This is a genomic window from Saprospiraceae bacterium, from assembly GCA_016719615.1.
In the GTDB taxonomy this organism is placed as follows: domain Bacteria; phylum Bacteroidota; class Bacteroidia; order Chitinophagales; family Saprospiraceae; genus Vicinibacter.
Genome location: JADJYQ010000001.1, coordinates 1,991,968 through 2,018,205, shown reverse-complemented (window position 1 = coordinate 2,018,205; position 26,238 = coordinate 1,991,968). Strand labels below are relative to the sequence as shown.

The following is a 26,238-nucleotide window of genomic DNA, read 5'->3' as shown; positions in this document are numbered from 1 at the left end:
CAACTAATCTAAGATCATCAATTTCATAGTTGCAATCATATGATGATCCTGTTCCAGATAAGCTAAATATAAACCGCAAGGTAAATTTCCTTTTTGGAGGGTAATGGTGTTGCCGGAAATATGGATGATTTTTTTTACATTTTCTCCTAAGGCATTTTGAAGAAAAAGGCTGGCATTGTCCAAATGTTGATCTAGCTGGATTTTAATTTCACTGGTGAATGGATTTGGATGACATGAAACATCCATCTTTTTTTTATAATTATTTGTTGCTACGGATAGATTATTATGGTAACGTACCAAGGCAAAATCATAATTGATTCCATTGTTGCTTTTACCCGCCACTACAATTTTACCATCTTTCTGAATAGCTATAGAATTTGCAATGTCATCTAAGTTTCCAATCGGCGTATTGGTTAAACCGTTTTTGCCAAAAGTTGAATCTATACTACCATTTTGATGTAGTCGGATTACAGCAAAATCTGAATGCATTGAATTGGAATTGTTATAACCTGCCAGCAAAATTTTTCCATCTTCCTGGAGTGCAAGACTATAGTCATTTGGATAGGCACATCCAAAAGGTATGGAAGTTATGCCGTTTTTTCCGAATGCAGGATCGAGTTGTCCATCCGTTAAGTATCTGGCAACGAGTAGGAAACCATTAAAACTATAACCGCCCACCAGAATTTTACCATCAGGTTGTATTTTTATAGATTCTGCATAATCATTTGTATTGTGTATAAATGCGGTTGTTATAAAACCATTATTTCCAAAACTAGTATCCAAATTTCCATCCGAGTGATACCGGGCCAAAATAAAATCATATGAAAAACTAGATGAAGTGTAACTAAATCCTGTAATTAGAATTTTACCATCGGCGAATGTCAATAGAACGTATAATATCATTAGCAATTCCAACAGGCGTAATCACTATTCCTCAATTTCCAAAGCTTTGGTCTAATCTTCCATTGACATGGTATCTGGTCAGCGCTAAATCACCGTTAGAGCCATTCAGAAGTCATTCCTCCCAAAATTAGTTTTCCATCTTTTTGGATGGCAAGAGCAAAACCTTGATCACCACCATTGAGAATAGCTGTAATCGTTGTGCCTACTGTGCCAAAAGACGAGTCTAATGATCCATTTGTCAGATATCGCGTGATTGAAAAATCATAATTTGGGAAAATCACAATATCCCCCAACGACTATTTTGCCATCCATTTGTAGTAAGAGTGAACTTCCGGAAGCATTTGCGCATCCTAGATTTGTAATGACAATACCTTGCGAACCAAAATTGTGATCTAAAGAACCATTGTGGTTATAACGAATTAAGGCTAAATTATTTCCAGAGTAGCCCGCTACAACTATTTTGCCATCGTTTTGAATGGCTACTGAATTGCCAATATCATGGGCGCTTCCAATTGCAGAAGTAACAATTCCATCCATTCCAAAGTTTAAGTCTAAGCTGCCATCTTGAGCGATTGAAATCATTGGAAATGTAATGAATAAAAAGCTCCGAAATATTATTGGAATGGTGTGAATATTCATTTTTATATTTTAACATCTGGCAAAGATTATCTATTTAATTTTTAAGTAAAAATTTAAAATTTCTATATTTTAATGTTCTTTAAATGTAAATTCATTAAAGAACCAAATTTGAAAATTTTAAAATATTTTTACCTATATATTGTTTAAAATTCTTATTCATTTCTCATTTGGTTGTTTGGAATGGTTCTAATAATCAAAAAAGCAATAAAAAAGAATACCATCAAAGCTAATACGCTGAGTCGCATAGATTGTGTAAGCTGATTAATAAACCCAAACAGAAACGTTCCAAATACAATTGATAAATAATAGATGACATCGTAAAAGCTGAAAAAACATGTAATATCAGGATGATCTTTAGGAATCATTTTAGAATAACTCGAACGGGAGATGGCTTGAATTCCACCAAGTACCAGACCAACCATGGTAGCAAGCAAATAGAATTCCATTTGTTCGTAAACGAAATATGCAAATAAACAAATGAGTGACCAAATGATGATCATTATTTTCATTGCATAAAAATTATGTGTTTTCCTCGAGATATACGCAAATAAAAAGGCACCACCAATGGCAACCAGTTGTAGTAATAATATGACCACAATTAATTCGCCAGTTTCAAATCGAAGTTCCTGCTTAGCAAATGAACTGGCAAGATAAACGACCGTTTGTACACCAGCACTATAAAAGAAAAAAGCAAACAAAAAGCGTTTAATATAAACATGTTGATGAACGTAAGTCCAGGCTTTATTGAGTTCTCTATAACCTCTGGTAAGCCAGTCTGATTGCCATTTTGAGGTTTGATCTTTTGGCAACCAAACAAATGTTAGCTGAGAGAAACAGATCCACCAGAGTCCCACACTCAGAAATGCAATGCGCGTAGCTGTTGTCGCATCGCTGGATGCCAAAAAATTCAGGTTTTTGGATCATGGCAATATTAAGACACATAAGAATGACACTACCGATATAACCAAAGGCATAACCCATCGCGCTCAATTTATCTGCTCTGTTTACAGGTACCAATTGGTTTAAATAGGAATCGTAAAATACAAGAGAACTCGCATGGCTGGCGGTAGCCAGCATAAAAGAAAACAGTGCAAGGTTTTGAGATGAAGGTCCGTCAAATAAGAAAAGACTCATACAAGCAAGGCTACCGACTGTAGTGAATATGCGCATGAATAATTTGCGATATCCGCCATAATCTGCAATCCCAGAAAGTATGGGTGTTACAAAACAAACGACGATATAAGCGAATGATACTGAATAGGCATATACAGAAGCATTTGAAATGGATATGGTCCCAAATTGAAATGTTTTATCAGAAAATTCGAGAAAGAAAATGGGAAAAATGGCCGTTGAGATTACCAGAGAATATGCCGAATTGGCCCAATCAAACATGACCCATCCCAATTCTGCTTTTTTATTTCGTTCCATTTGATTCTTTGCTTAGACAAGAATACAAAGAATGTTTTGGAATCTTGAATTGGATTTAGAAATTCATCTAAATTTAGCAATTGACAGAAGTGCAGCCATATTCAAAATGAAACTCTTCATCTGAATTTTAGATAAAGCAAGTATATTGGCACATCTTTGAGCAATAGTCTGAGCCGGATGAAAATATTGATCTTATCTAGAAACGCAGCGCTGTACAGTACACAAAGTCTTATACAAGCTGCACAAAAGCGTGGGCATTTTGTTCATGTTATTGACCATTTGATGTGTAATATCATCGTCGAGCAAAATAAACCCCAATTATACATAGGTTTGGATCCCGTAGAAAATATTGATGCTGTTATACCTCGTATTGGCGCTTCTGCTACCGAATATGGGGCCGCAGTCATCAGGCAACTGGAATATATGGGTATTCCAACGACTGTTTCCGCAAATGCGCTGCTCAAAGCCAGGAATAAACTTCATTGCATGCAGTTTTTATCTACGCATGGTATTGACATTCCAAAGACTGGGATTGCAGCCGGTGATTTTTGTGCTGGAATGGTCTATGACCAAATTTCAAAAGATAAAGCAGTGATCAAATTATTGTCAAGTACACAAGGTCTTGGCGTTATTCTGACCCAATCAAGAAGTCAGGGTTTGAGCATTGTGGAAGGCTTTCATAGGGTGGGAGAGGATGTATTGGTTCAAGAATTTATACAGGATGCAAAAGGGTCAGATTTACGAGCTTTTGTAGTTGATGGCGTAGTGGTAGGTGCTATGTTGCGTCAAGCCCAGCCGGGAGAATTTCGTTCCAATATTCACAGGGGCGCCAATGCTTACATGGTGCGTTTAAGCAGTGAAGAGGAATCCCTTGCTTTAAAAGCTGCTGAATTATTAGACTTGGCGGTCGCTGGTGTTGATATCTTAAGATCAAATAGAGGGCCATTGGTATTGGAGGTAAATGCCTCTCCTGGATTGGAAGGGATTGAAGGAACGACTGGTGTTGATATAGCTGGTAAAATTATAGAGTATTTAGAACGAAAAGTCCGAGAACCTATGCATTAATTGCAGAACACATATTCACACATCAATAGCTCATGCAGGAAATTAATTTACATGGACAGGATTTTCCACCGGGTAGTTCGGGGATGGTTCGAATACGTGCCGGGCGCTTGCCTTCGGGCAACAGCATATCAATTTTTACTTTTGTTTTTAGGAGCAAACAACCGGGGCCTACAATTTTATTATTAGGCGGTATGCATGGAGATGAAATCAATGGGGTTGAAATTGTGCGCTCAGCAGTAGCAAAACGAATGTTTGGCCAACTCAAAGCAGGAACAGTCATCGCAATTCCCTTGCTCAATATTTTTGGATTTATTAATTTTTCAAGGGATGTTCCCGATGGTAAAGATGTCAATAGAAGTTTTCCCGGAACCAGCTCGGGAAGCCTTGCATCGAGAATTGCTAAAATAATTACCAAAAAAATATTGCCGCTGGTGGACTTTGGTATTGACTTCCATAGTGGTGGTGACCGGCATTGGAATTATCCGCAATTAAGGTATTCTTCAAAGCACCCGGAGGCTAAGGCTTTGGCTTTAAAAGCTAATTTTCCATTGGTAGTTGAAAAACATTTTGTGTCCAAATCCTTGAGAAAAGTAGCGAAAGATATGGGCAAACCCATTCTCGTTTTCGAAGGCGGAGAATCCCATCATTTGGATCCATTTATCGTTCAACGAGGGCAGAACCTGATTAAAGAAATTCTGGTAGCTCATCAAATGATCGATGCTCCAATGACTTCTGGAATTATCAAAAAAGTATTCAGAAAGACCAGTTGGGAAAGGGCTCAGGATGGCGGTATGGTGCTCTATAAAAGAGATGCCGGGTCTTATGTTCAAAAGGGTGAATTATTGGCCGTTATTACAGACCCGTTTGCACAACGGGAAACCAGAATGTATGCTTCCCGGGATGCTTTTATTTTAAGCCATAACAATGCACCCATCGTAAACGTTGGAGATGGAATGTTTCATTTTGCATTTGATGATGAAAAACATGTCACCATTCCTTAAATTGCTAATTTGCTTTTTAGCTTCAGTTTTCTTTGCAAGTGACCTGCAAGGGCAATCTGGTATTTCGAAGAGGCAACTTAAAAAAGCTTTTAAAGAATTTGTCAATGATACATTATTGAAACATGCACAAATTTCTTTTCAACTTACAGATTTGAATACAAACAAAAAGCTGCTGAGCTTTAATGAACATAAAGCACTTATTCCTGCTTCCATTTTAAAATTAGTGCCAACAGTATTGTTGTTGGATACCCTCGGTCCGGAATTTCAGTACAATACAGCCATTAGCATGATAGGTAAGGAAAAGGCAAATGGTATATTTGATGGTTACCTGCAAATAAATGGCTGCGGGGATCCATCTTTGGCTTCGCCCTATCTGCAAGAAGCTGTCCAATTGGATTCTATCGCGAATTTATTGGCTGGTATTTTATATAAAAGAGGAATACATACCATTACGAGAGGTATCCAAATAGATCAGTCATACATTATGGATGAACCTGAAAATCCTGAATGGTTGTATTACGATTTGGGAAATTATTATGGCGGTGGTTGTCATGCATTGAATTTTTATGAAAATGAAATTTCCATCCGATTGGCGTCCGCGAAATCAGAAGGAGGACTTTGTCCCATTATTAAAGAATTACCTGATATTGGTAACCGCCATTTTATATCTGAAGTGAAAGGAAACTTTAATCCTCCCGAAACAGAAGTCTACGTTTTGGGAAGTACTTTATCTCCCAGAAAAATGATCAAAGGAAATTGGAAATGTTGTGTGAATGATTCGCTCACGATCAGGGCAGCAATGCATGAACCGGAAACATATTTAAAAACCATGTTGGTACAAAAATTAGCTGAGCGGGGTATTCAAGTTTTAAATGAATTAAATAGTCAAGAAACGAATACAATTCATGTGCGGGACTCCTTAGAAGTTTTGTGCAAAATTAAATCTCCGTATTTGCATAAACTTGTGCAGCGTGCACTTCACAAATCCGTGAATCTTTATTGCGAATCTTTTTTGCATGAACTCGGTCGGGTTTGGCTGAAAGGCACAAATAGAGATTCTATACTGCGGGCAATAGATCATCGTTTAAAATCAGATATTTTCCAAAATCCCGCTTTTGAAATTGAAGATGGGAGCGGTCTGTCTCCTAAGAATTTTATTTCGGCTTCAAATATGATTCAGTTTTTAGTTGAATATAAGCATTACAAAACAGATGAGCCATTTTGGAAATTGATTCCGGATATACATCAAACCGGAGTCCTTCGAAAACATCTTAGCCCTAAAAGGGATGTGAAGACTGGCTTGTATTTAAAAAGTGGGAGTATGGAAAGGGTTCGTTCTTATGCGGGTTATTTGGTTCATGACCAAAAGATCATTGCCGCAATTTGTATCATTATCAATAATTATCCCGGTAAGTCCGATGTTTTACAAAAACATATTGCAGGCTTTTTAGATAAAGTGATGCTCACCAAATTTAATTGACATGAAAATTTTATATTTTATGCTTATGAGTTTCATTTTCATCGCTTGCGCAGATAAAAAATCAGAAACTTTGAGTCAAATTGAAAATTCTACTTCGACAAAAGATACTGCAAACTTGAATGAATGGGAACATGAGATCAGAGATAGAACTGTTTGGCAAAAACCTTATGATGTCATTCATAAATTGGGGTCCCTCGAAGGGAAGGTCATTGCCGATATAGGTGCCGGTAGTGGGTATTTTTCGTTTCGTTTTATACATGAAGCAGAAAAGGTAATCGCCATTGATATTGATCCGGACCTCATTCAGATGATGGACCAGGAAAAAATATACTACAAGAAAGAAATCCAGGATAGATTTGAAGCCAGGTTGGCAGAAAAGGATGATCCCAAACTTAAGGATGGAGAGGTAGACATCATTTTTATTGCAAATACCTATACTTATATCCAAAATCGAAAAAACTACCTAAAAGCATTGCTTCCAAAATTTAAACCCGGAGGGCAACTCATGATTGTCGATTTTAAAAAGAAACTCACACCGATTGGGCCTGCACAAAATTGCAGGATGGCGCAATCAGACATCGAACAGGAATTATTGGATGCAGGATATTCAATACTGGACTCTGATGATCTCATGTTGGAGTATCAATATATTATTGTGGCAAAGGGTGGATTGTAGTAGACAAAAACAATCCTGATGAAATGACATCTTCCTGTATGTCATGAGCATGATTTTATAAGGTGTAATATACAATTGTATACACTTGTAATTGCTACCTGGTTTTGGAGATTCATTAAGTTTCGAAAAAAATAACAATCATAGTTACTATATTTTGCATTGTACTAGTAACAAATGTTTCTTTTTCATTTAATGATTACTTGTTTTCTACTCATGATTTCTTACAGGATCAATCAATTCTTTGCTGTTGGAATCTATAACTTCTGTAAGATCCGTAATGATTGGTTTTGTTGAAAGGTTAATGAGATCCGGTTGACCGGCTTCGATCCATGCGCTAAGCCATAAACTGCCTAAACCTTGTATGCTTTTTCGCATCCTTTGCTCGACCTGGTCATTTAGACTTTGGTAATAAAGAGCAGCGTATTTTTTGCAGGGAAGTTTAACAGTTGCGCTTCCTCTGCTTTCAAAACAATATTGTTTGTCGAATGGATAGGATTGACTCAGCTGTTTTTCTTTTTCGAGCAGACCGGCAACAAAGCTATGACTTTCATAAATAAGCCTCCAGATATAGGAGTTTACGTCGTCTATATAATTTGCGGGGCCTACGACAAAATCAAAATCCTGTTCAGCAAATAATTCGGGTATGCGACTTTCCCAGAATGCATGTATGCCAATTTGATCTGTGAGTTGACCGTTGTAGTTTTTACTGGTATGTAAGGGTACATGTGCATCGCCCAGATAATGACCGATTTCTGCCGAGAGTCGGAGTATTTTTGAAATTTCTTTTTCACTGAACGCGCGAACGAGTTGTTGATAGACTTTTTTAAAATTATAGGGCAAGATACCATGTTGGGAGAAAGTGTCTTTAATTAGGAGTCTCGCATGGCCTGGTTTGATATCAAGGTATTCATTGAATATATGTAAGTCAGTAGTCCAAAGATCGGGATCATACTCCGGTAGCAGGTATGAATTAAATATTTTTCGAAACTGAACAACTGTTAAGATGCATTCATTTGGAGAAAAATATGCCACGACTGGTTCTGAAAATTGAAGATGATTTGAGCTGTCCTGTTGATGATCAGTTTCTGTAAATAATGGAAAACTGTCATGAGTGGTGTATACAATAAAGTCTGAAAATTGGAGCATTGCCAGAGCGTAATCATCTGGAAGACTATCCATGCTGTTATGTAGCCAATGATCAAGATCTATATAATGTCGGATGGCTTCTGCTTTCACTGTATATCGCCTTTTATCAGGGTCTATGGCATGCTCTGAAATGTATTCGATATGTTTTTTATAAAATCCTATGAGTTCGGGCGGTAATGTAAAAACGGCAAGTCTATTGATCAGGCGGTGACCGTAAAATCCCCATTCAATGTAAGTGTTAGGTTTCGAACTTTGATGAAATAAAACTAATATGCTGATGGATAAGGCTAATTTATACATGAAGTTTGGTGTTCAATCGCGTAAATTTAGAATGAATTATTTTTTGATGTTTTCGAATTTATTGGATGTCTTAATTGATTTATTAAAGGCGGCACAATTTAGATTTAATGTATAAAATATGGGATTGTTTGCTTTTTGTTCAAACTATGAAACACCAATGAACAGGTTGTTATTAAAGGAAATTGTCCCAACTAACTTTTTACTTCTTATTAAGCTCGAAGAGTGCTTACGGCAAAATGCGGCTGATGTGTAAGGCCGATTGGATAGGAAATATTGGTTTAAACAATGCGGTAAGTTGTATCATTTGTGTTTTCTTACTGAAGCTCCGTTTGGATAACGATGATTCTCTATCGACTCAAGGTATCCGGTTTTAAAAGTTATATTGAAACAATATTATTTCTTAAAGCAGGGGGAGATGACGTGGTTTAGCTCTTAAGAAATTTATTTCTTTCGTTTTAGAAAACTGCATTTTACATCCAATGGTGTTGTTGCGAACCTACGGCTCGCGGTGATTTAATTTCATATTGGCTACCAATATTTTGGCCCTACGGGATGGGAATAGGAGTAAGGATTATTGATTATGGAGTATAGAGTATGAAGTATAGAGTATGAAGTATAGAGTATAGAGAATGGAGAATGGAGAATTTATGGAGTATAGAGTAAAAGATTTTATAAAAGTAAAGTTATGAGAAATAGTTCAAATATATTTGTATTTTATAGAACTAACAATCGTTAGTATGTGTTTTATTCTTACAAGCCTACAAGCCTACAAGCCTACAAGCCTACAAGCCCGACATTATAAAGTTATTGCAAATAAGAAGTTTATTTATGTCGGGAAAGCCTACAAGCCTACATGCCTACAAGCCTAAATACCTACAAGCCTACAAGCCTACAAGCCTACATGCCTTCAAACCTCACTGTCCTAAAAAATCATATTTCGTCCGCAGCAAAGTTTGAACGAGTGGATATTGTACTAATAGAAAATCGCCATCGCTGCGAGCCACATGCAATCGGAAGAATTCCCTGGAAGCTGTAAAGCGTGGATCGGTGTTGACTCTGGCCGGAGCGGTCGTATCTTCCTGAATGGGATAGAATTTATAAATCATAGGAGTATCCAATCCATTCGCCTCAATACTTATGATGCAATAAGCGGTCATCGCTGAAATACTATCTTTTAGTGGGTGTTTATTTTGTATACCTTCGACACCGATGCCTTCAAATGACTGAAAATAGCTTTGAAGTATTTTTGGATTTTGAAAGACAAGTTGTTTGTTGGCTTGCATGATGTCCAATAAATAAAACTTGTTCTCTTGTTTTTTAATTTTAAATGAATTATGAGACTGAAATGGATATTCAACGGTAACTGAAGAAATCGCTTCCGGTTTGATGTCTATTAGAGATCTGTCGCGCCAATCGTTATAGCTCAGATCATATCGCTCTCTTACATTGCCAACAAACGATGGAATTGATACGATATATGGTTGCTGTGATCCTTCCATTAAAAAAAAGATACCTTCTTCACGTAATGTTGAGCCGCCTACCCAATAAGATTTTATTTTTTGATCACCTTTGCCAAAGATATCCACCTTTATTCCGGAACCCTTGATACCATCCATCACTGATTGGTAGGACGTTTTTGGTGGAATAGATTGCATTTTAATGCTAACAATTGTTTGGAGGAGATTGCGCATCGCATTTGGAAAAACTTTGTGCTTGCCATTTAGAATCCATGATGATTCAGATTTTGAAAGATGTATCGAATCTCCGAGCCGATTGTTGAGAATTATTTTCTCGATTTGATCTATATTTTTTACTGCAAACTCTCTTTCCGCTTTAAGAGCTTCCATTTCCGGGTCTTGATTCATCAATAAATACCAACTCAATCCTCCTAAAGTCAGGAAAACACCTGCAAGTAAAAATAATGTATTACTCTTGTTCATTGTTTTATTGAGTGAATTTTTTGCTGCGGTAATGATTGTATACGTATCCTCCTAATATCAATAAAAGAAACGGCAATCCTATATTCAGGAACTGCCAAAAAGTTTTTTGCGCCTCAATTTTTACTTGATCCAATAACCTTATTTTGAATTCTTTGGAACGAGCTTCCAGGATATTAGTTTCGTTACACAGGTATTCAACTGAATTCATAAAAAAACTTTTATTGCCACTATAACTGATTTTTTCGAATTTGCTGTATCCCATCTGGGAGTGTTTATCAGTATTCGCATCATAGTAATTGCGAATGATTTCGCCGTCGGCAATGACAATCATACTCGTTGGTTCGCTTATGGGTTTATACGACAAATTAAGTTGCTTAAGCGCAGCGAGCATAGATTCTTCTAATTTATTGGCAAAGGGTGAATTAAAACTGCCTTCAAGTAGGATACCCATGGTTAAATGTGGTTTGTCAAATTTATTAGGATCAGGTGGATATCGCAAGATGTCGAATCCTACTTTTGTGGGTGTAAGTTGGTATCGACTGTAAGGAGAAGAAACGATTAGCGGCGTTTTAATAACTTTAGATGCTGTTTTAACAGTATCAATTTTAGCAGGAAAATCCAAAAGTATGCGATCGATATTATTGACAATGGGATGGTTGCTATAAGTTGCGGCAACCGGAAAATAATACCATGGGTATAATTCAATTTGTGGTTTATCGCCGATCTTGCCAATCACCTGTGCAATTTTACTGCATTCCATATCAAGAACCAAAGTTGGTTCTATCCGGACTCCGTATTGGAATAGAAGGTCGCTTAAGTTAAGGTCGAGAGGTTCGGGAATAAGTTCTTGCCTATATGTAAAACTATCAATGCCTATTTTCAAAGCATCTATCATCCAAATGATCTTTCCTCCCTGCATCAGGTATTGATCCAAAATGAATTTGTTGCGCTCTGAAAATGGACTTATAGGTTTAACTATTACGACCAGATCGACGGATGACTTTATTGAATATAAACTATCGAGGCTGGAATGTATTACGTTGTAAAATGGTTTTAACATTTGTTCGGCTGCTCGTGTGTATTCGCTCGCTAATTCGCCATTTGAAGTCGTAAAAAGAATATTTTGTTTTTCTGTTCGCAATATTTTTTCTACCGCATTGATAAACTTATACTCCAATTGCGAAATGCTATTGTTTAAATTGGCTTCCTGATCGAGTTCTGGTTGATGTTCTAATAAGTTGACTGCGATTTTTCGCTCGCCCAGATTAAATATGGCATAAGGATAAATGAGTTGTTCGGACGACTCTGTTCCCGATTTGACTTTGAGATTTACGGGTGTTAGCCCATCTTTAGCAAGTTTTTCCCGCATCTCATTGATCACTTCAATACTACCAGCATTTGGATTTTCGAATTCAAATCCAATATACGCATTGATGGACTTAAACTGATTGAGCAGATCATTGGTAGCATTGCGAAGCCTTTTAAATCCCGATGGAAATTCACCATCCAATAAAATGCGTACATGCACTTCATCATTCAACTTTTTCAAAGTCTCAATCGTACCTTTCGATAAACTGTATCGTTTTTCCTCAGAAAAATCAAGGCTGAAATTTAGTAGCGAAAAAATGATATTGAGAAAGAATAAAATTCCCAATACAATGATTACTCTCAACGGCCGTTCGAAACTTGGTATTTTCATATCAGAACCGGCGGCTTTTTAGTGATTCGTAAGTCAGGAATAGGAAAAAGAATACCAGGCTCAAAAAGTAAAAAAGATTATTGGAAGAAATCAAACCTTTCGACAAAGCTGTATAGTGATAATCCATGCCAAACATTTGAACCAGGTCATCCGTTTTGCCAAAGAAGACAGGCAATTTTGAAACAAAATAAAATCCAAAATAGAAGAAATAACAAACTGCGGCAGCCAGAAGAAAGCATACAATTTGATTTTTAGAAAGTGTAGAAGTGAATAACCCGATTGCACAAAATCCGGCAGCAAGACTTATCAAACCAATATATGATCCAAAAACAGCACCGGAATCAATGTTGCCAACCGGAGAGCCGAGTTGGTATATAGAAATATAATAAAGTAAAGTAGGCAGTAGAGCAATTAAACAAAGAACTAATGCAGCCAGAAATTTTCCGCCAACGATTTCCCATTCGCGGATGGGTTTGGTCAATAATAATTCCAGTGTACCGGATTGCATTTCTTCTGAGAACGAGCGCATTGTCACTGCTGGAATTAAAAAAAGAAAAATCATTGGGGCCAAAGAAAACAATTGTTCAAGACTTGCATAATTGTAATAAAGGATGCTGAAATCCGGAAAGACCCACATCATGAGTCCCATTAAGAGCATGAAACTTCCGATGACCATGTAACCTATCAGCGAATGAAAAAAGCTGCCGATTTCTTTTTTAAACAGATCCCACATCGCCTGAAGATTTGGTGAGTAAGTTAAATACGTCTTCGATACTCGATTTTTCTTCTCTCATTTCACGTATGGTCCATTGATTGCTCATGGCCAGTTTGAATAAATCTTCACGAGGATCGCCATCTTTTGTGCACCAAACTTTGAATTTTCCATTCCCTAAATTTTCAGTTTTTTCGATAAATGCGATGTTATTCAATGCATGTATAGAAATTTCGTTTGCAAATTCGAGATATATGATTCTTGCACTATTGGTTCTTGTCAGTAAACTTTGAATCGGTTCGTCAGCGACTATTTTTCCCTGATTCAAGATCAACACCCGATCGCATAAAGCCTGTACTTCCTGCATGATATGACTGGAGAAGATCAGGGTTTTTTCTTTCCCAATATTCATGATGAGTTGTCGGATATCAACAAGCTGATTTGGATCGAGCCCACTGGTGGGTTCATCGAGAATGAGTACCTCCGGATCGTGAATGAGTGCCTGACACAGCCCAACTCGTTGTCGGTATCCTTTTGACAAAGAAGAAATCTGTTTTTTGTATTCTTTTTCAAGTCCGGTCATACTTATGAGATCGTCCAGGCGGCTTTTTAGATTTTTAAGTTTGCAGAGATTTCCAAAAAACATTAAAAACTCTCTTACATACATGTCTTTATAGAGCGGATTGTTTTCTGGTAAATACCCGATCTTAGCTTTTGTGTGAACTGGATTTTCTAAAATATCGCTTCCACAAACCAAAATTTGACCTGAAGTGGCTGGAAGAAAACCACAGATCATTTTCATGGTTGTAGTTTTGCCGGCACCATTGGGGCCCAAGAAGCCTAAAATTTTACCTTTTTCTGTTTTAAAGGAAATTTGATCGACGGCTGTTTGTTTACCGAATCTTTTGGACAGAGCCTTTACTTCAACCGACATTTATAATTTTCAAATTTTGCTGCAAAGTTATAACGTTTGATTTCAATTATCGTTGGTTGCTTTCGTAGAGTCGATGAAGCAGAACTTTGAAATTCCAGGACTGGGCGATCGTATAAGTACCAATTGCAGTTCGGCTTAATGCAGAGAGATATGCCCCACAGCCCATTCTATGTCCAAATTCGTGAGCCAAGGATCTGATATAAGTTCCTTTACTGCAGACGACTTTGAAGAGAATTTCCGGATAATGGCTAATGTCTAAAGCAAATTCTTTGATGAGCATCTCTTTGGGTTCTAATTGTACATCTGATCCGGCTCGGGCCAGTTTGTAAGCTCTTTTTCCCCCAAGTTTAACGGCTGAGTGTAGTGGGGGTGGAATTTTAATTAAACCGGTCAGTGAGTTACGAATGAATTCAATTTGTGCATCTGATTTTTCAGGAACTACATATGATCCTGATATTTCGGATTCCATATCATAGCTGGCCCTGGTGAATCCAAGTCGCAACCGCCCTTCATAGGTTTTTTCGAGATCCTGGAAAAGGCTGAGTTCTGATGTTCGCTTACCCGTTGCCAGAATGAGTAGGCCGGAGGCCAGGGGATCCAGTGTTCCGGCATGACCTATTTTTAATTTTCGATTGCTTCGACTGGTGATGGCCTTCCTGATTTCATGAACGATCTTAAACGAACTCAAACCATAAGGCTTATCTACCAATAAGAAATTGCCCGCCCAAAAATCCGGGAGTTCATTGGAGCTGGATAGATAGAATGGGTTTGAAGGTGAATCCATGAATGAAGCTAAGCATCAAGCCAATTGAATACTGGCTATTTCTCTACAAGTTTGCAATGCGAAATAGGGGATTAGTCTTCTACTTTAAAAATTGCATAGACCTGAAACCCAAGCCCAATAATGATGAGCATAGGAGCTACGGTGAGACGTATCGGACTGTAGATCAGGCTTTCATCCCAAACTTCCGGACTTGGCATGGATCCACCCAACATCAGCAATAATCCGAGAACTATGAACCCGACACCTATTAACATCCATTTGAATTGAGCTTTGCCGTAAGTCATGGCATGTTGAACTCTGTTTTTTAGTGTATTGGTTTCCGTAGTTTTCGATGTAACCGGAGCCGGTGCTTTTACGTTTGCTTTTTTAGATTTTGATTCTCCCATTTTTTATCTGATTAAAGTCTGAATCTTGCGTTTTACCATTAGATACTGCAAAGATGGCCCCAAGATCAGTAAAATAAACATAACCCAGAAGAATTTTATTGTTTCGATCCATTCATATATCCATGGCACTAGGTAATGAAGCATAAACAAAACGATGCCTAACATACAGACGCTAAACAGGGAACTCGCTAATCCGAGGGATAGAGATCTGTTCAGGTAGTTTTTGAGGATCTTTGTTTCCGGAGCCCCTAGCAGATTCCATTGGTGAATGACTGCACTCCTTGAATCGACAAATACCTGGGCAAGGTAATCGCTTATTAAAAATCCAATCGCGACAAATAAAAGAGTAATAAACATAGAGACCCTTTGTAATCTTGAAATGCTTTTGCTGATATCGGTAGTTAATTCGTTCTGGTAATTTAAAGAGTGGACACCGTTTAAATTGTTTAATTTATGCTGAAAACCTTCGAATGCTTTGTTTTTATAGCCTTCCGGTGTCATTTTAAAAAGCAAAATGACGGGCAGCATTTCTATCGCGACTTTTCTGGCACTATCGCTACCCAGATCATTAGGCAGTAATTCCAATAGTTCTTTTTCATCAATTCTCTGAATAGAACCGACTTGTATTTCTTTTTGAGCTCTTAACCATTCGAGAATTTGAGTTTGCTGGTCCAGAGGTAGGTTTTGCTCTAATTCTAGCGCAATTACAGCTTGTTGTAGCCATTTTTTCTCCAGACCAAAACCATGAAACCAAATCAGCATCGAAAATCCAATGAGAAATAAAACCCAGGCATAGTTAAGGACATGTAAGAAAAAACTTCTGTTGGTACTGGTCAAGGGTGATGGTAGTTTGAACGGCAAAGTTAATTATATTCAAGAAAAGACTCATGTGTTTTTATAAGTGGAATTCAAGTTCCGATCAATTTTTTCTTTTAACAATGCAATTGATGTAAGGAAACTGAATTTGTCCTTCAAAACAACTCAACTATCACAGCCCGGGTTTGCGAAGTTTTTTGAAGTGGAAAATTTGTTCATGTATATAGCTTTTCATATGGACAATCCTTTTGAAAGTTAAGCTTTTATATTATACAACTCTAACATTTTTTCTTCTTCCTTTTCCCAAGTAAATTCTCCGGAAGCTTTTATACAAGCTTGTCTGCAGGAGGTTTGTAAAGATAAAGTTTCCAATTTTTTTATGGCTAGAAGCAGTTGCTCTTTGGAGAGATGATTTATCAAAACACCAATTTGATGATTATTATGGATGTTGGCGTACTCAGGAAAATTCATTTGTACGATGGGCAGCCCCGCTTTCATATAATCGAAGGTCTTGTTGCTCAAAGAATAAAAATAATTATCGCTTTTGGAGTCTAATAGATCAAACCCGATCCAGGCATTTGAGGCGCGACGAAACATTTCATCATAATTTAATCTACCATGAAAAAGGATTCTCTGCTGAAGATTTAAATCAGCAACGCGTTGTTTTAAATATTCTAAAACGTCACCATCACCTGCAATTTCAAGTGTGTAATCCGGAAGCATCGCAATGCAATCTATAAGCAATTCCAGTCCACGTCCTTCATTTACAGCTCCCTGATACCAAAGTATTTTTCGATCCGGTATTTTTAATTCTTCGATGCGGGGATTCGAAAGTGGAACATTTCTAATGAGATGAAATGTTTTTCCGTATTTCTGAGTTAATATATTTGCCAGCGATTGGGATACGGTATAACAAAGGTCCACCCGGGGTAAACATATTTTAGCAATAGTTTGCCAAGCATAACGAATAATAGGCTTATCCTTAATTTCAATACTGTTTTCAAAATACTCATGGGCATCAAATACCAGTTTTGAACCTTTTATTTTAGCCGTTAAAGTACAAGCCAACAGTGTGTCCAGATCACAAGCACAAATGACATCCATTTTAGTGAAGAGCAGTTTCCAAAACAAGCGCAGATTATATTCTGCATAAAAGAAAAATGATTTTTGAAAAAAGCAAGGGAGTAAATTCAATCGAAATGGATAAACATTTTCGTTCCTTTTCTTTTTATTTCTTCCGATGACAAGTACTGTATGAGAGGCTTTGCTTAAAGAACCTGCAATCTTTTGAACGCGTTGGTCATAATGAATATCGCTGGTGGCTGCTATGGTGATCTTCATTTTTTGGTAAGCTTTTTAAGCGTGAGCAAATCCCAATTTCGGATGATTTCTTCCTGCGCAATCATTTTTTCCAAAAGGGCCTCGACGTATTTTCGTTTGTTCAGCGGGAATAAATATAATATCTCGCGAATACTGATTTGTTGCTTACTTTGGATGTGGGTGCAAATGGTGTTTTTCCAAGTTTCCAAAGTTTTTGAATCCGGCTCATGTTGTTTGGCTTCCATACAAAAATCACAAATGCCGCAGGGTTCATCGTCATTTTGACCGAAATATTTTGATATATAGACCTGCCTACAAGCTTTATGTAAGACGAAATTGATCATCGATTCAAAACGTTGCTTTAGAATGGCTTTTCTTTTTTCATACCATTTCTTGTCGATCTGAAAATACTTACTATCCAAACGTTCTCCGGCAAACATAATCTGTGGCTTGGATCTGGCTTCATGGTATTGGATGAGTCCTTCTGCTTGAAATTTATGGAACAGGAAAATGATTTCTTCAATACTTAACTTACATATGTTAGCCAATTGTTTTTCGGAAATGGAAACCGGAACAGAATGAATTCCTTCATAGGATCGCAATAATGCTTTGAGAAGTCGTTCGGCTTTTTCATGGCTCTGCATGGCTATTCTTAAATCAGATTCTGATCCTATCACCTGAAGTTTGGAAGGCCTGAAAATGGCATCCGTCAGCAAGAGTTTACCCGTTTGTTCGAGGATGCGCAATCCATGCAGCAATTTGTCGGTTTTAAAATTAAATTGTTTTGCGAATCTTTGAAGATCAAATTCTTTGCTTTCGAGCATCATGCTTCCTGCGGCCACATCTAAATAGACGGCTAATGATTTATACATTTCTTTCAATTCTTCTACCGAAGGAAATTGCATTTCCCAATCCTGTTTTAATTTCTCCAGGTCACCTTTAAAATAGGACAAAACTGCGTAGGCATGTTTTTGATCTCTACCTGCGCGACCAATTTCCTGAAAATACTCTTCAATACCCGGTGGTAGATCAAGGTGATGTACCAGACGTACATCTGGTTTATCGATGCCCATACCAAAAGCATTAGTGGAGACCATCACTCTGTCGATATTTTGGAGCCAGCGTTCTTGTCGTTCGGCACGCACGAGTGGATCGAGTCCGGCATGGTAAAAGTTTGCAGCAATTTGATAACGTTGCAAAAATGCGCTCATTTCTACCGTGGCCTTCCGGTTGCGAACATATACCAATGCCGTTCCTTTTATTTTTTGCAGGAGCTGACGCATAAAATCGCGCTTTTGTTCTTCCTCGCGAATGACGATGGAAAGATTTTTTCTGCGAAAACTCATTTCAAACCAATTCGGTTCCTGCATTTTTAAATGCGTTTGGATCTCTTCACGCGTGTGTGTGGTAGCCGTAGCCGTTAAGGCCAGAAAGGGGATTTTTAAATCTTCGCGATAATCTGCGATGCTCAAATAAGAAGGTCTGAAATCATGGCCCCATTGTGCAATGCAATGGGCTTCATCAATAGCAAAAAAACTAATGTTCATGGCCTGAATGACTTCCTTCATTTTGCTTCCAGCCAATCGTTCGGGAGCCAGATACAATAGTTTTAATTTTCCGTAGAGCGCATTTGAAATTACATTTTGAATTTCTTTGGCATGCATCCCTGAATATAAAGCTGAGGCTTCAATGCCAAGGTCTTTAAGTCTTCTCACCTGATCTTGCATCAATGCAATTAAGGGCGAAACCACTATGCATACTCCCGGCAAACATAAAGCTGGAACCTGATAACATAAGGACTTTCCCCCGCCAGTTGGCAAGAGCGCTATGGTATCTTTTCCCGACAGTACAGATTGTATAATGTCTAGTTGCTGGGGCCGGAAATTATCGTAGCCCCAATATTTACGGAGTATTTCGTGCGGATCTGTGATAAGCTTTTCCATTCAGAACGATGGACATCGAACGGGATTTTTGAACAAACTATTTTTAAACAATGGGTTTTTTCCAAAATGATAATGTAGTCCAAGGCCAAGCGTTTGGTATCCGTCGTTTGATTTGGGATTTGCCCTCTGTTGACCGGTGCGCGCATTGATTTTATTTCCAAGATCAGCAGCAGTCCGACCTTTAAAACGCAACAACTCTTGATAGGCTACATAATTTCCTGAAGCGTCATCGAGGTAGTCGGTATTGCTCAACCTTAAATTGAGTTCCAGGCCTAAACTTAAATTCGAAGTGAGGTGGTACCGAAGACCTGCGCCAAAAACATATGCTGTAGTATGGAGACTGTATTTGTCGGGGTAACCCGGCATTCCCTGGCCTTCGGTTCCAAGTGCTTGTAAGTCTACAAGGCTCCCATTGTATATTCCAGTTGGATGAAAGTTTACATAAGCGAAACCCATTTGTAAATATGGGCTGAAGCGCATAGGCTCCATCCGAAAAAGATTTAGAATTTGCATTTGGCCAATTAAAGCCAGTTCATATATGCGAGTCTTGAAATTCAAATTTCGCTTCAAAAATTGAGGGTTTGTTGCAAGGGCATCATCACCGCTAATCGTCAATTGACTGCCTTGCAATTTTAAACTAAAAACCGGATCAACATCTAAACGGACTTGAACGTTTACCATCGGATGGTTTTGGTTGAGGGAGCTACTGAGGTTTTCACTGAGATCGCCATTGTAATTGGCTGCTCCTAAATATAAACCCAAATCCAATTGCTGTGTTATTGCTAGGTGCTGTGAGAGAAACAAGCAAAGAAAGAAGAGGCCTTGTTTGATTTTTAGAATCATTCCCTCAAATGTAGGTAATTTTGCGATTCTGTAAAAAAGAATGCTATTATTTGATTTAGAATACTTTATTTATTACAATACAATTTAAACTATTAACATGCAGTTGAGAAAAGGGATTTTATTTTCCTTGGTTTTCCTTGGCTTTATTAAAGTTTTTGCACAACAGGAATTGCCCTTGAATTGGCATTTGCAGGATAAACAAAAAGACGGACTTCCCGGTATCAGTCTCGAAAAAACGTATCTGGAATTGTTAAAGGATAAGCGCTCAAAAACGCTAGTTGTAGCCATTTTAGATTCTGGTGTGGACTTTCGCCACGAAGACCTGAAATCCGTAATGTGGACCAATTCGAAGGAAATTCCTGGTAACAATAAGGATGACGATTCCAATGGTTATGTGGATGATATTCATGGATGGAATTTTATCGGCGGGCCCAATGGCAACGTTGCATACGATACTTATGAAACGACCAGGCTCTATGCACAAATGCGTTATAAATTTGACAATGCAGATCCTAAAAAATTGAATAGTGATCAGAAAAAGGAATATGAACTATATACAAAGTTGAAAAAAGATGTTGAAGAACGGAGAGAAAGTGCGCAAAAGAATCTTGATCAAATTCTGCAAACGGAGAAATTTATTAGCATGGCACTAGATGCATTGGAAGTAGCGCTGGGAGATCAGGAAATGAATTCAGCGAATCTTGAAAAATTGGGGGCGGGTGAAGAGACTCAACTCATGATGGGTTTGGCCATAGCAAAGGAAGTCGTAAAAGATGGCCTTGTATTTAAAAATGTAGCTGAGTTCAAACAAATCATTTTGAGCGATTTTGTTGATGGAAAAGCACATTATTCTAAAGAACTGGAATATGCATTTAATCCTGATTATGATCCTCGTAAAATCGTTGGAGATAATTACACTGATTTTGCACAGCGGTTTTATGGAAATAATGATGTGATCGGTCCGGATGCATCACATGGCACACATGTGGCCGGAATCGTAGCGGCGCAAAGAAATAATGATATGGGAATGGATGGTATCGCTGATAACGTGCGCATTATGGCTGTCCGTTGTGTACCTGATGGCGATGAGCGCGATAAAGATGTGGCAAACGCAATTCGTTATGCAGTTGATAATGGAGCAAGTGTAATCAATATGAGTTTTGGTAAAGGCTATTCACCGCAAAAAGAATTGGTTGATGAAGCTATTAAATATGCTGAGGAAAAAGATGTATTGCTGGTGCATGCTGCCGGAAATGCAGCGTCCGATAATGACGATCTTGATAATTTTCCTAACAAAAATTTTAAGAAGAAAAAATTGTTCTCCTGCAATAAAGTTTCAAATTGGCTGGAAGTTGGCGCTAGTAGCTTCGAATCGGGTCCTGATATCGTAGCTGGATTTTCAAACTATGGAAAAAAGCAAGTGGATCTTTTTGCACCCGGAGTGCAGATCTACTCCACGATGCCTAATAACGAATATAAACACGAACAAGGCACATCTATGGCGAGTCCGGTAGTAGCAGGTGTGGCTGCTTTGTTGCGTTCCTATTTTCCGGAACTGACAGCCAAACAGGTTCGCAAGATCATTTTAAAAAGCACTCAAAAACAAGATTATGATGTGATTCATCCGGGTACGAAGAAGACGGAAAAGTTTTCAGCTTTGAGTTCAACCGGTGGAATCGTCAATGTATATCAAGCTGTGCAAATGGCTTCCAAGACCAAGGGTAAGAAGAAAGTAAAGGATGGAGGTGTAGGCCCGGGTGATGTGATGCCGACTAAAGTGGCACCGAGAAGTTGAGCTTGGATTCGTTTATCAATTGACTTTTCGTTTGGAAAACGGAGTTTTCCTATCGCCCCAGCGTATCCCGCTTTGAAAAAATTTTATTACAAGTTGGCTATTGAAAGCGGGAGGAGCTACGCAGAGCTGCACTTAGCAGAGCGGGTACTAAAAGTTGGTTCAGTTTACTTCAACGATCGAGCGGACGATTTCTTCAACCGGACGAATTTGCTTTATAAACCGGATGCTTTTACCTGCGCACCAAACATTTTGATAATTCTGATCGAAAGCGGCTTTTTGGAGCGTGTGCATTCCATTTTTATAAACAAAAAGTTTGAACCATTTTTTAAAGGTTTTATTCCTGTTTAAAAATCGTTGCAGTGCATTTTGGCTGTTGCCTGTTTTTTGAACATAGGGCGTGTTGATAATCGTACATGGGATTCCACTAAGTTTTGTCGTTGTAATGACATCGTTTTCTGTGTAATCTACGCAGGCTTGTTTATAAGCTTCGCAGACAGGAGATTCATTGGATGCAATAAAAACAGTGCCCGCGGAAATGCCTGAAACGCCCATCTTCAATGTGTTTAGATATGATGGTGCATCGCCAACACCTCCTGCAGTTATAATAGGAATCTGTGGAAAGGCTGCCAGCAATTGAGGAATAAAATCTTCAGGATCGTGGGGGCCAAGGTGTCCGCCGGCTTTGCTGGTTACGGCGATCAGCGCATCCGGATTTAATTTGGCAGTTTTTTCGGCGTATTCCATCGTCGATACATCGCAAAAGACTTTTATGCCCAGAGGCCTGCATTTTTCGATAATTTCTTTTGGATTTCCCAGCGAACTTATGATGAAAGGTATTTTATACTGCAGACAAGCTTCTAATTGTTTATTGAGTTTGTAGTTAGATTTATTGGCAATGAGATTGATGCCAATATTGGCTTTAGATTCCGAAATTTCCGCCAATGCCTGTATAAAATCTGCGTGATTTCGGTAATTGAGAGCCGGAATGCACGCAGCGATACCTGCTTGACTTGCTGCGAGACTCATTTTCATATTAGACACCAAAAACATTGGCGCCATGATAAGAGGATAACGGATGTGTAAAATTTCAGTCAGGCTTTTCGACATCATTTGGTCAATAAGCCCATTTTAAGTAGGTAGTGCCCCAGGTAAATCCGCCACCAAATGCACTCAGGAAGATTTTGTCGCCTTTTTTAAGTTGGCTTTCCCAATCCCAAAGACAAAGTGGGAGCGTGCCTGAAGTCGTATTTCCGTAACGATGAATATTGATCATCACTTTGGATTTATCCATTTCCAAAAAATCTGCGACGCTGTTGATGATGCGTATATTGGCTTGATGGGGAACTAACCAATCGATTTCAGATTTTTCGAGTTGATTTCTTTGAAGGACTTCTTTAATGGATTCGACCATGCCATTTACGGCTGCTTTGAAAACGGGTTTTCCATCCTGATAAACATAGTGCTCTTTATTTTGAACGGTTTCTAAGGACGGGGGCTTAAGGGAACCACCGGCTTTCATATGCAAAAACTCTCTGCCTGCACCATCGCCGTGAAAGGCGCTATCTATGATTCCAAGTCCTTCTGAATTGGGCTCAAGTAGAACTGCACCGCCACCATCTCCAAAAATGATACAGGTAGCCCGGTCTGTATAATCGATGATCGATGACATTTTATCTACACCTACCACGATGACTTTTTTGTGCATGCCACTTTCAATGAATTTTGCTCCGGTAGTGAGTCCGTATAAAAATCCTGAACAGGCTGCATTGATATCAAATGCCCAGGCATTTTTGATCCCAACTTTATGGCAGATGGTATTAGCAGTATCGGGAAAGACCATATCGCCTGTGACCGTGCAACAAATCAGCAATTCGACTTCTTCCGGTTTTGTTTGGGTCTTTTCGAGTAGCCTTTCTACAATGATTTTACCCATATCTGAGGCAGCTAAACCGGGTTCTTTTAAAATATGCCGCTCTTTGACACCCGTGCGACTCGTGATCCACTCATCTGTTGTATCGACCATTTTTTCTAGCTCTGCGTTTGTAAGGATGTAATCCGGGACATAGGCCTGTATTCCGGTAATGGCAGCGTGGATTCCTTTCATGGTTTCTTGATTAGTATGCAAATATACCATACACTTATGAAAGTGGGCTTAAATTTTTAACATATTAAAAATATTTATAAATTATAAATAATTAATAACTAATTATATACAAATACAAATAAATATAATATGAATTTTTGGTACGTTAGTTGCAGCAATTTAAGCATATCTAAATTCACTCAAAATCTCAAATCATGAAAAATCTAATTTGTTTTCTTTTTGTCGCCCTGACTTTCACAACTCAAGCTGCCGATCCAAATAAGGTGGTTTTTAAAGGTAGTTATAAAGCTGCTCTTCAAAAAGCTTGTATTGAAAAGAAATTACTTTTATTACAATTCACAGCTAAGTGGTGCCAACCTTGTCGATTTATGGAGAAGGAAGTTTTCGGAGATGTTAAGGTACAAGCGTTCATAGAAAAAAATGTCATCGTTTATAAAGTTGACGTTGATGATCCTCAAAACTTGAATTTAAAGAAAGAGCATCAGGTCAGCGTACTTCCCACAATAGTTTTGAAACGTGCTTCAGGTTCAGTGCTTTCGAGAAAGGAACATAGCTTAAATCCGGAATCATTTATCGCGTGGATTGAAGAAGAAGGCGCTCAATTTGGAAATTCAAAAACGCCAAAAACCAAGGAAAGTAATCCATTTATATCGACTCAAACGAAAGAACACACTAACGAATGGGCTGGTGTTGAGCAGTTTCTGGATGATGAACAAAGCGAATTACCTGCTGCCAAATCGTCGCAGAATATTGATAATGATATATCTTCTGAAAATCAGATCAAATCAGATATTGCCGCATTCTATTTACAAGCGGGAGTTTTTTCTCAAAAAGAAAATGCAGAAGTATTCGCCTTACAACTCATTGAAAAGTTTCAAATTGATATTCAGATAGCAGAAGAAACGAGAAATGCGAAGAAACTTTTTAAGGTTGTTGCCGGACAGTTTGAATCTAAAGAAGAGGCCGTCTTATTTCAGGAATATTTAAACAAGCATAAAGTACCTCTGTGCTTGTCGACAATGCGCTTACATTTGTCAAGTCATAATCGTTTATCAAAGAATGAAGGCGAGATCCATTCTCATTCGAAATATCAATACGCTGGTTCAGGTAGAATCTTCTGATGTAACGAATTTTCGAAAAGGGCAGCAAATGAAAGAACTACCTTGCCTGAAGGATGCATATCTGTTGATAGAAAATGAAAGAATAGCCGCATTCGGGCCCAATGAAGAAGCCCCTGCCAATATCGGAGCGGTTATAGATGCAGAAGGTGGTTGGCTCATGCCATGTTTTGTTGACAGTCATACCCATCTTGTTTTTGCAGAATGGCGAAACCAGGAATTCGAAGATCGCATCAAGGGCTTGACTTATCAAGAAATTGCTGCAAGAGGTGGTGGAATTTTAAATTCGGCAAGAAAACTACGCGAACTTTCAGAAAGCGAATTGTATGAAAGATCGCTCAAAAGAATGATACAAGCTATTCAATGTGGAACAGGCGCTTTTGAAATCAAAAGCGGATATGGACTGGATACAGCCAGCGAACTTAAAATCCTGCGGGTCATCCAACGATTGAAAGACGAAATCAATATTCCCATTAAAGCAAGCTTTCTGGGCGCACATGCCTTTCCGCAGGAATACAAAAATGACCATCAAGCATATATCAAAATCATCATTGAAGACATGTTGCCCCGCATTGCAGATGAAGGACTTGCAGACTATTGCGACGTTTTTTGTGAAAAGGGATTTTATGCTACCAATGAAGCCGACCAGATTTTAAGCGCCGCATTAAAATTGGGTCTTGAAGCCCGTATCCATACCAATCAATTCACCCATAGTGGAGGCATTGCATTAGGCTTAAAACACCACGCCGCAAGTGTGGATCATCTTGAAGTTTGCAATGATGAAGAAATCGAGCTATTGATGAATTCAGATACACACCCAATCCTTTTGCCTTTTGCTGCATTTTTTATGAACCTTGAATATCCTCCTGCCCGAAAAATGATCGATCGTGGCTTAGGCATTATTTTGGCATCTGATTTCAATCCGGGAACAGCTCCGAATTACGACTTGACTACCATATGGGGTATTGCATGTAATCAGATGAAAATGTTGCCAGAAGAAGCGCTAAATGCCCTCACCATTAATCCAGCCATTAATTTGAAATTGAATCGCGAACTCGGCAGTATTGCAGTTGGAAAACTTGCGAATTTGATTCTTACCAAACCTGCAAGTGCGCTGTCTTATTTTCCATATGCCTGGAATCACTCATGGTTTTCACGCATTTTTATCAGGGGAAACCCTGATTTTTTAGCCTAAAACTTGTATTT

General features: G+C 38.4%; 25 protein-coding genes. 7 read left to right on the top strand and 18 right to left on the bottom strand.

From position 1 onward, the window contains the following. Positions 1–3 precede the first annotated feature (3 nt). The 5 genes from IPM92_08300 to IPM92_08280 form a co-directional block, all read right to left on the bottom strand. The gene (locus IPM92_08300; GenBank protein MBK9108362.1) at positions 4–903 is read right to left on the bottom strand and encodes a hypothetical protein; all 900 of its coding nucleotides are present in this window, start codon (positions 901–903) and stop codon (positions 4–6) included. Between the two features lie 95 nt (positions 904–998). After that, on the bottom strand, positions 999–1,184 hold the full coding sequence (locus IPM92_08295) for a hypothetical protein (protein ID MBK9108361.1): 186 nt from the start codon (positions 1,182–1,184) through the stop codon (positions 999–1,001). Then, complete coding sequence (locus tag IPM92_08290; protein ID MBK9108360.1) at positions 1,165–1,485, bottom strand: hypothetical protein; 321 nt, start codon at positions 1,483–1,485, stop codon at positions 1,165–1,167. The genes IPM92_08295 and IPM92_08290 overlap by 20 nt, the downstream gene beginning before the upstream one ends. A gap of 209 nt (positions 1,486–1,694) precedes the next feature. After that, a complete protein-coding gene (locus tag IPM92_08285) occupies positions 1,695–2,351 on the bottom strand; it encodes an MFS transporter (GenBank protein MBK9108359.1) in 657 nt (218 codons plus the stop codon). Next, positions 2,296–2,970 (bottom strand): MFS transporter, encoded by a 675-nt coding sequence (locus IPM92_08280; GenBank protein MBK9108358.1) that lies wholly within the window; start codon positions 2,968–2,970, stop codon positions 2,296–2,298. The genes IPM92_08285 and IPM92_08280 overlap by 56 nt, the downstream gene beginning before the upstream one ends. A gap of 177 nt (positions 2,971–3,147) precedes the next feature. Here IPM92_08280 and IPM92_08275 point away from each other — a divergent pair, with 177 nt between their 5' ends. The 4 genes from IPM92_08275 (at position 3,148) to IPM92_08260 (ending at position 7,192) form a co-directional block, all read left to right on the top strand. Continuing rightward, positions 3,148–4,035: a RimK family alpha-L-glutamate ligase gene (locus IPM92_08275; protein MBK9108357.1), complete on the top strand. Its 888-nt coding sequence runs from the start codon at positions 3,148–3,150 to the stop codon at positions 4,033–4,035. A gap of 83 nt (positions 4,036–4,118) precedes the next feature. Beyond that, complete coding sequence (locus IPM92_08270) at positions 4,119–5,036, top strand: succinylglutamate desuccinylase/aspartoacylase family protein (GenBank protein ID MBK9108356.1); 918 nt, start codon at positions 4,119–4,121, stop codon at positions 5,034–5,036. After that, the gene (dacB, locus tag IPM92_08265; GenBank protein MBK9108355.1) at positions 5,020–6,516 is read left to right on the top strand and encodes a D-alanyl-D-alanine carboxypeptidase/D-alanyl-D-alanine-endopeptidase; all 1,497 of its coding nucleotides are present in this window, start codon (positions 5,020–5,022) and stop codon (positions 6,514–6,516) included. The genes IPM92_08270 and dacB overlap by 17 nt, the downstream gene beginning before the upstream one ends. 25 nt (positions 6,517–6,541) lie before the next feature. Further along, positions 6,542–7,192 carry a class I SAM-dependent methyltransferase gene (locus IPM92_08260; protein MBK9108354.1) on the top strand — a complete coding sequence of 217 codons (651 nt, stop codon included), beginning with the start codon at positions 6,542–6,544 and terminating at the stop codon, positions 7,190–7,192. A gap of 207 nt (positions 7,193–7,399) precedes the next feature. Here IPM92_08260 and IPM92_08255 read toward each other — a convergent pair whose 3' ends face one another. The 11 genes from IPM92_08255 to IPM92_08205 all read right to left on the bottom strand — a co-directional run bounded on the left by IPM92_08255 (position 7,400) and on the right by IPM92_08205 (position 20,015). Beyond that, positions 7,400–8,638, bottom strand: coding sequence for a hypothetical protein (locus IPM92_08255; protein ID MBK9108353.1), 1,239 nt, complete (start codon positions 8,636–8,638; stop codon positions 7,400–7,402). 914 nt (positions 8,639–9,552) lie between these two features. Next, the gene (locus tag IPM92_08250; protein ID MBK9108352.1) at positions 9,553–10,578 is read right to left on the bottom strand and encodes a hypothetical protein; all 1,026 of its coding nucleotides are present in this window, start codon (positions 10,576–10,578) and stop codon (positions 9,553–9,555) included. A 4-nt stretch (positions 10,579–10,582) separates the two neighbouring features. After that, positions 10,583–12,277 (bottom strand): gliding motility-associated ABC transporter substrate-binding protein GldG, encoded by a 1,695-nt coding sequence (gene gldG, locus IPM92_08245; protein ID MBK9108351.1) that lies wholly within the window; start codon positions 12,275–12,277, stop codon positions 10,583–10,585. Position 12,278: 1 nt separating this feature from the next. Then, a complete protein-coding gene (gene gldF / locus IPM92_08240; protein MBK9108350.1) occupies positions 12,279–13,010 on the bottom strand; it encodes a gliding motility-associated ABC transporter permease subunit GldF in 732 nt (243 codons plus the stop codon). Beyond that, positions 12,994–13,923: a gliding motility-associated ABC transporter ATP-binding subunit GldA gene (gldA, locus tag IPM92_08235; GenBank protein ID MBK9108349.1), complete on the bottom strand. Its 930-nt coding sequence runs from the start codon at positions 13,921–13,923 to the stop codon at positions 12,994–12,996. The genes gldF and gldA overlap by 17 nt, the downstream gene beginning before the upstream one ends. 46 nt (positions 13,924–13,969) lie before the next feature. After that, complete coding sequence (gene truB / locus IPM92_08230) at positions 13,970–14,707, bottom strand: tRNA pseudouridine(55) synthase TruB (protein ID MBK9108348.1); 738 nt, start codon at positions 14,705–14,707, stop codon at positions 13,970–13,972. 71 nt (positions 14,708–14,778) lie between these two features. After that, positions 14,779–14,991: a DUF3098 domain-containing protein gene (locus tag IPM92_08225; GenBank protein MBK9108347.1), complete on the bottom strand. Its 213-nt coding sequence runs from the start codon at positions 14,989–14,991 to the stop codon at positions 14,779–14,781. A gap of 105 nt (positions 14,992–15,096) precedes the next feature. Further along, on the bottom strand, positions 15,097–15,954 hold the full coding sequence (locus tag IPM92_08220; protein ID MBK9108346.1) for a hypothetical protein: 858 nt from the start codon (positions 15,952–15,954) through the stop codon (positions 15,097–15,099). Between the two features lie 210 nt (positions 15,955–16,164). Beyond that, a complete protein-coding gene (locus IPM92_08215) occupies positions 16,165–17,250 on the bottom strand; it encodes a glycosyltransferase (GenBank protein ID MBK9108345.1) in 1,086 nt (361 codons plus the stop codon). Next, positions 17,247–19,172, bottom strand: coding sequence for a RecQ family ATP-dependent DNA helicase (locus tag IPM92_08210; GenBank protein ID MBK9108344.1), 1,926 nt, complete (start codon positions 19,170–19,172; stop codon positions 17,247–17,249). Before IPM92_08210 ends, IPM92_08215 begins: the two co-directional genes overlap by 4 nt. Continuing rightward, the gene (locus tag IPM92_08205) at positions 19,173–20,015 is read right to left on the bottom strand and encodes an outer membrane beta-barrel protein (protein ID MBK9108343.1); all 843 of its coding nucleotides are present in this window, start codon (positions 20,013–20,015) and stop codon (positions 19,173–19,175) included. 97 nt (positions 20,016–20,112) lie between these two features. On the opposite strand from IPM92_08205, the gene IPM92_08200 reads away from it, so the two are divergent. Beyond that, positions 20,113–21,810 (top strand): S8 family peptidase, encoded by a 1,698-nt coding sequence (locus tag IPM92_08200; protein MBK9108342.1) that lies wholly within the window; start codon positions 20,113–20,115, stop codon positions 21,808–21,810. Positions 21,811–21,969: 159 nt separating this feature from the next. Here the strand turns inward: IPM92_08200 and IPM92_08195 are convergent, their stop codons facing one another. After that, positions 21,970–22,920, bottom strand: a complete 951-nt coding sequence (locus tag IPM92_08195) for a nitronate monooxygenase (protein MBK9108341.1) — start codon at positions 22,918–22,920, stop codon at positions 21,970–21,972. 4 nt (positions 22,921–22,924) lie between these two features. After that, positions 22,925–23,914, bottom strand: coding sequence for a ketoacyl-ACP synthase III (locus IPM92_08190; protein MBK9108340.1), 990 nt, complete (start codon positions 23,912–23,914; stop codon positions 22,925–22,927). Positions 23,915–24,108: 194 nt separating this feature from the next. Between IPM92_08190 and IPM92_08185 the strand changes: the two genes are divergently transcribed. Then, on the top strand, positions 24,109–25,035 hold the full coding sequence (locus tag IPM92_08185) for a thioredoxin family protein (protein ID MBK9108339.1): 927 nt from the start codon (positions 24,109–24,111) through the stop codon (positions 25,033–25,035). After that, positions 24,974–26,227: an imidazolonepropionase gene (locus IPM92_08180; protein MBK9108338.1), complete on the top strand. Its 1,254-nt coding sequence runs from the start codon at positions 24,974–24,976 to the stop codon at positions 26,225–26,227. Before IPM92_08185 ends, IPM92_08180 begins: the two co-directional genes overlap by 62 nt. The last annotated feature ends 11 nt before the right edge of the window (positions 26,228–26,238 follow it).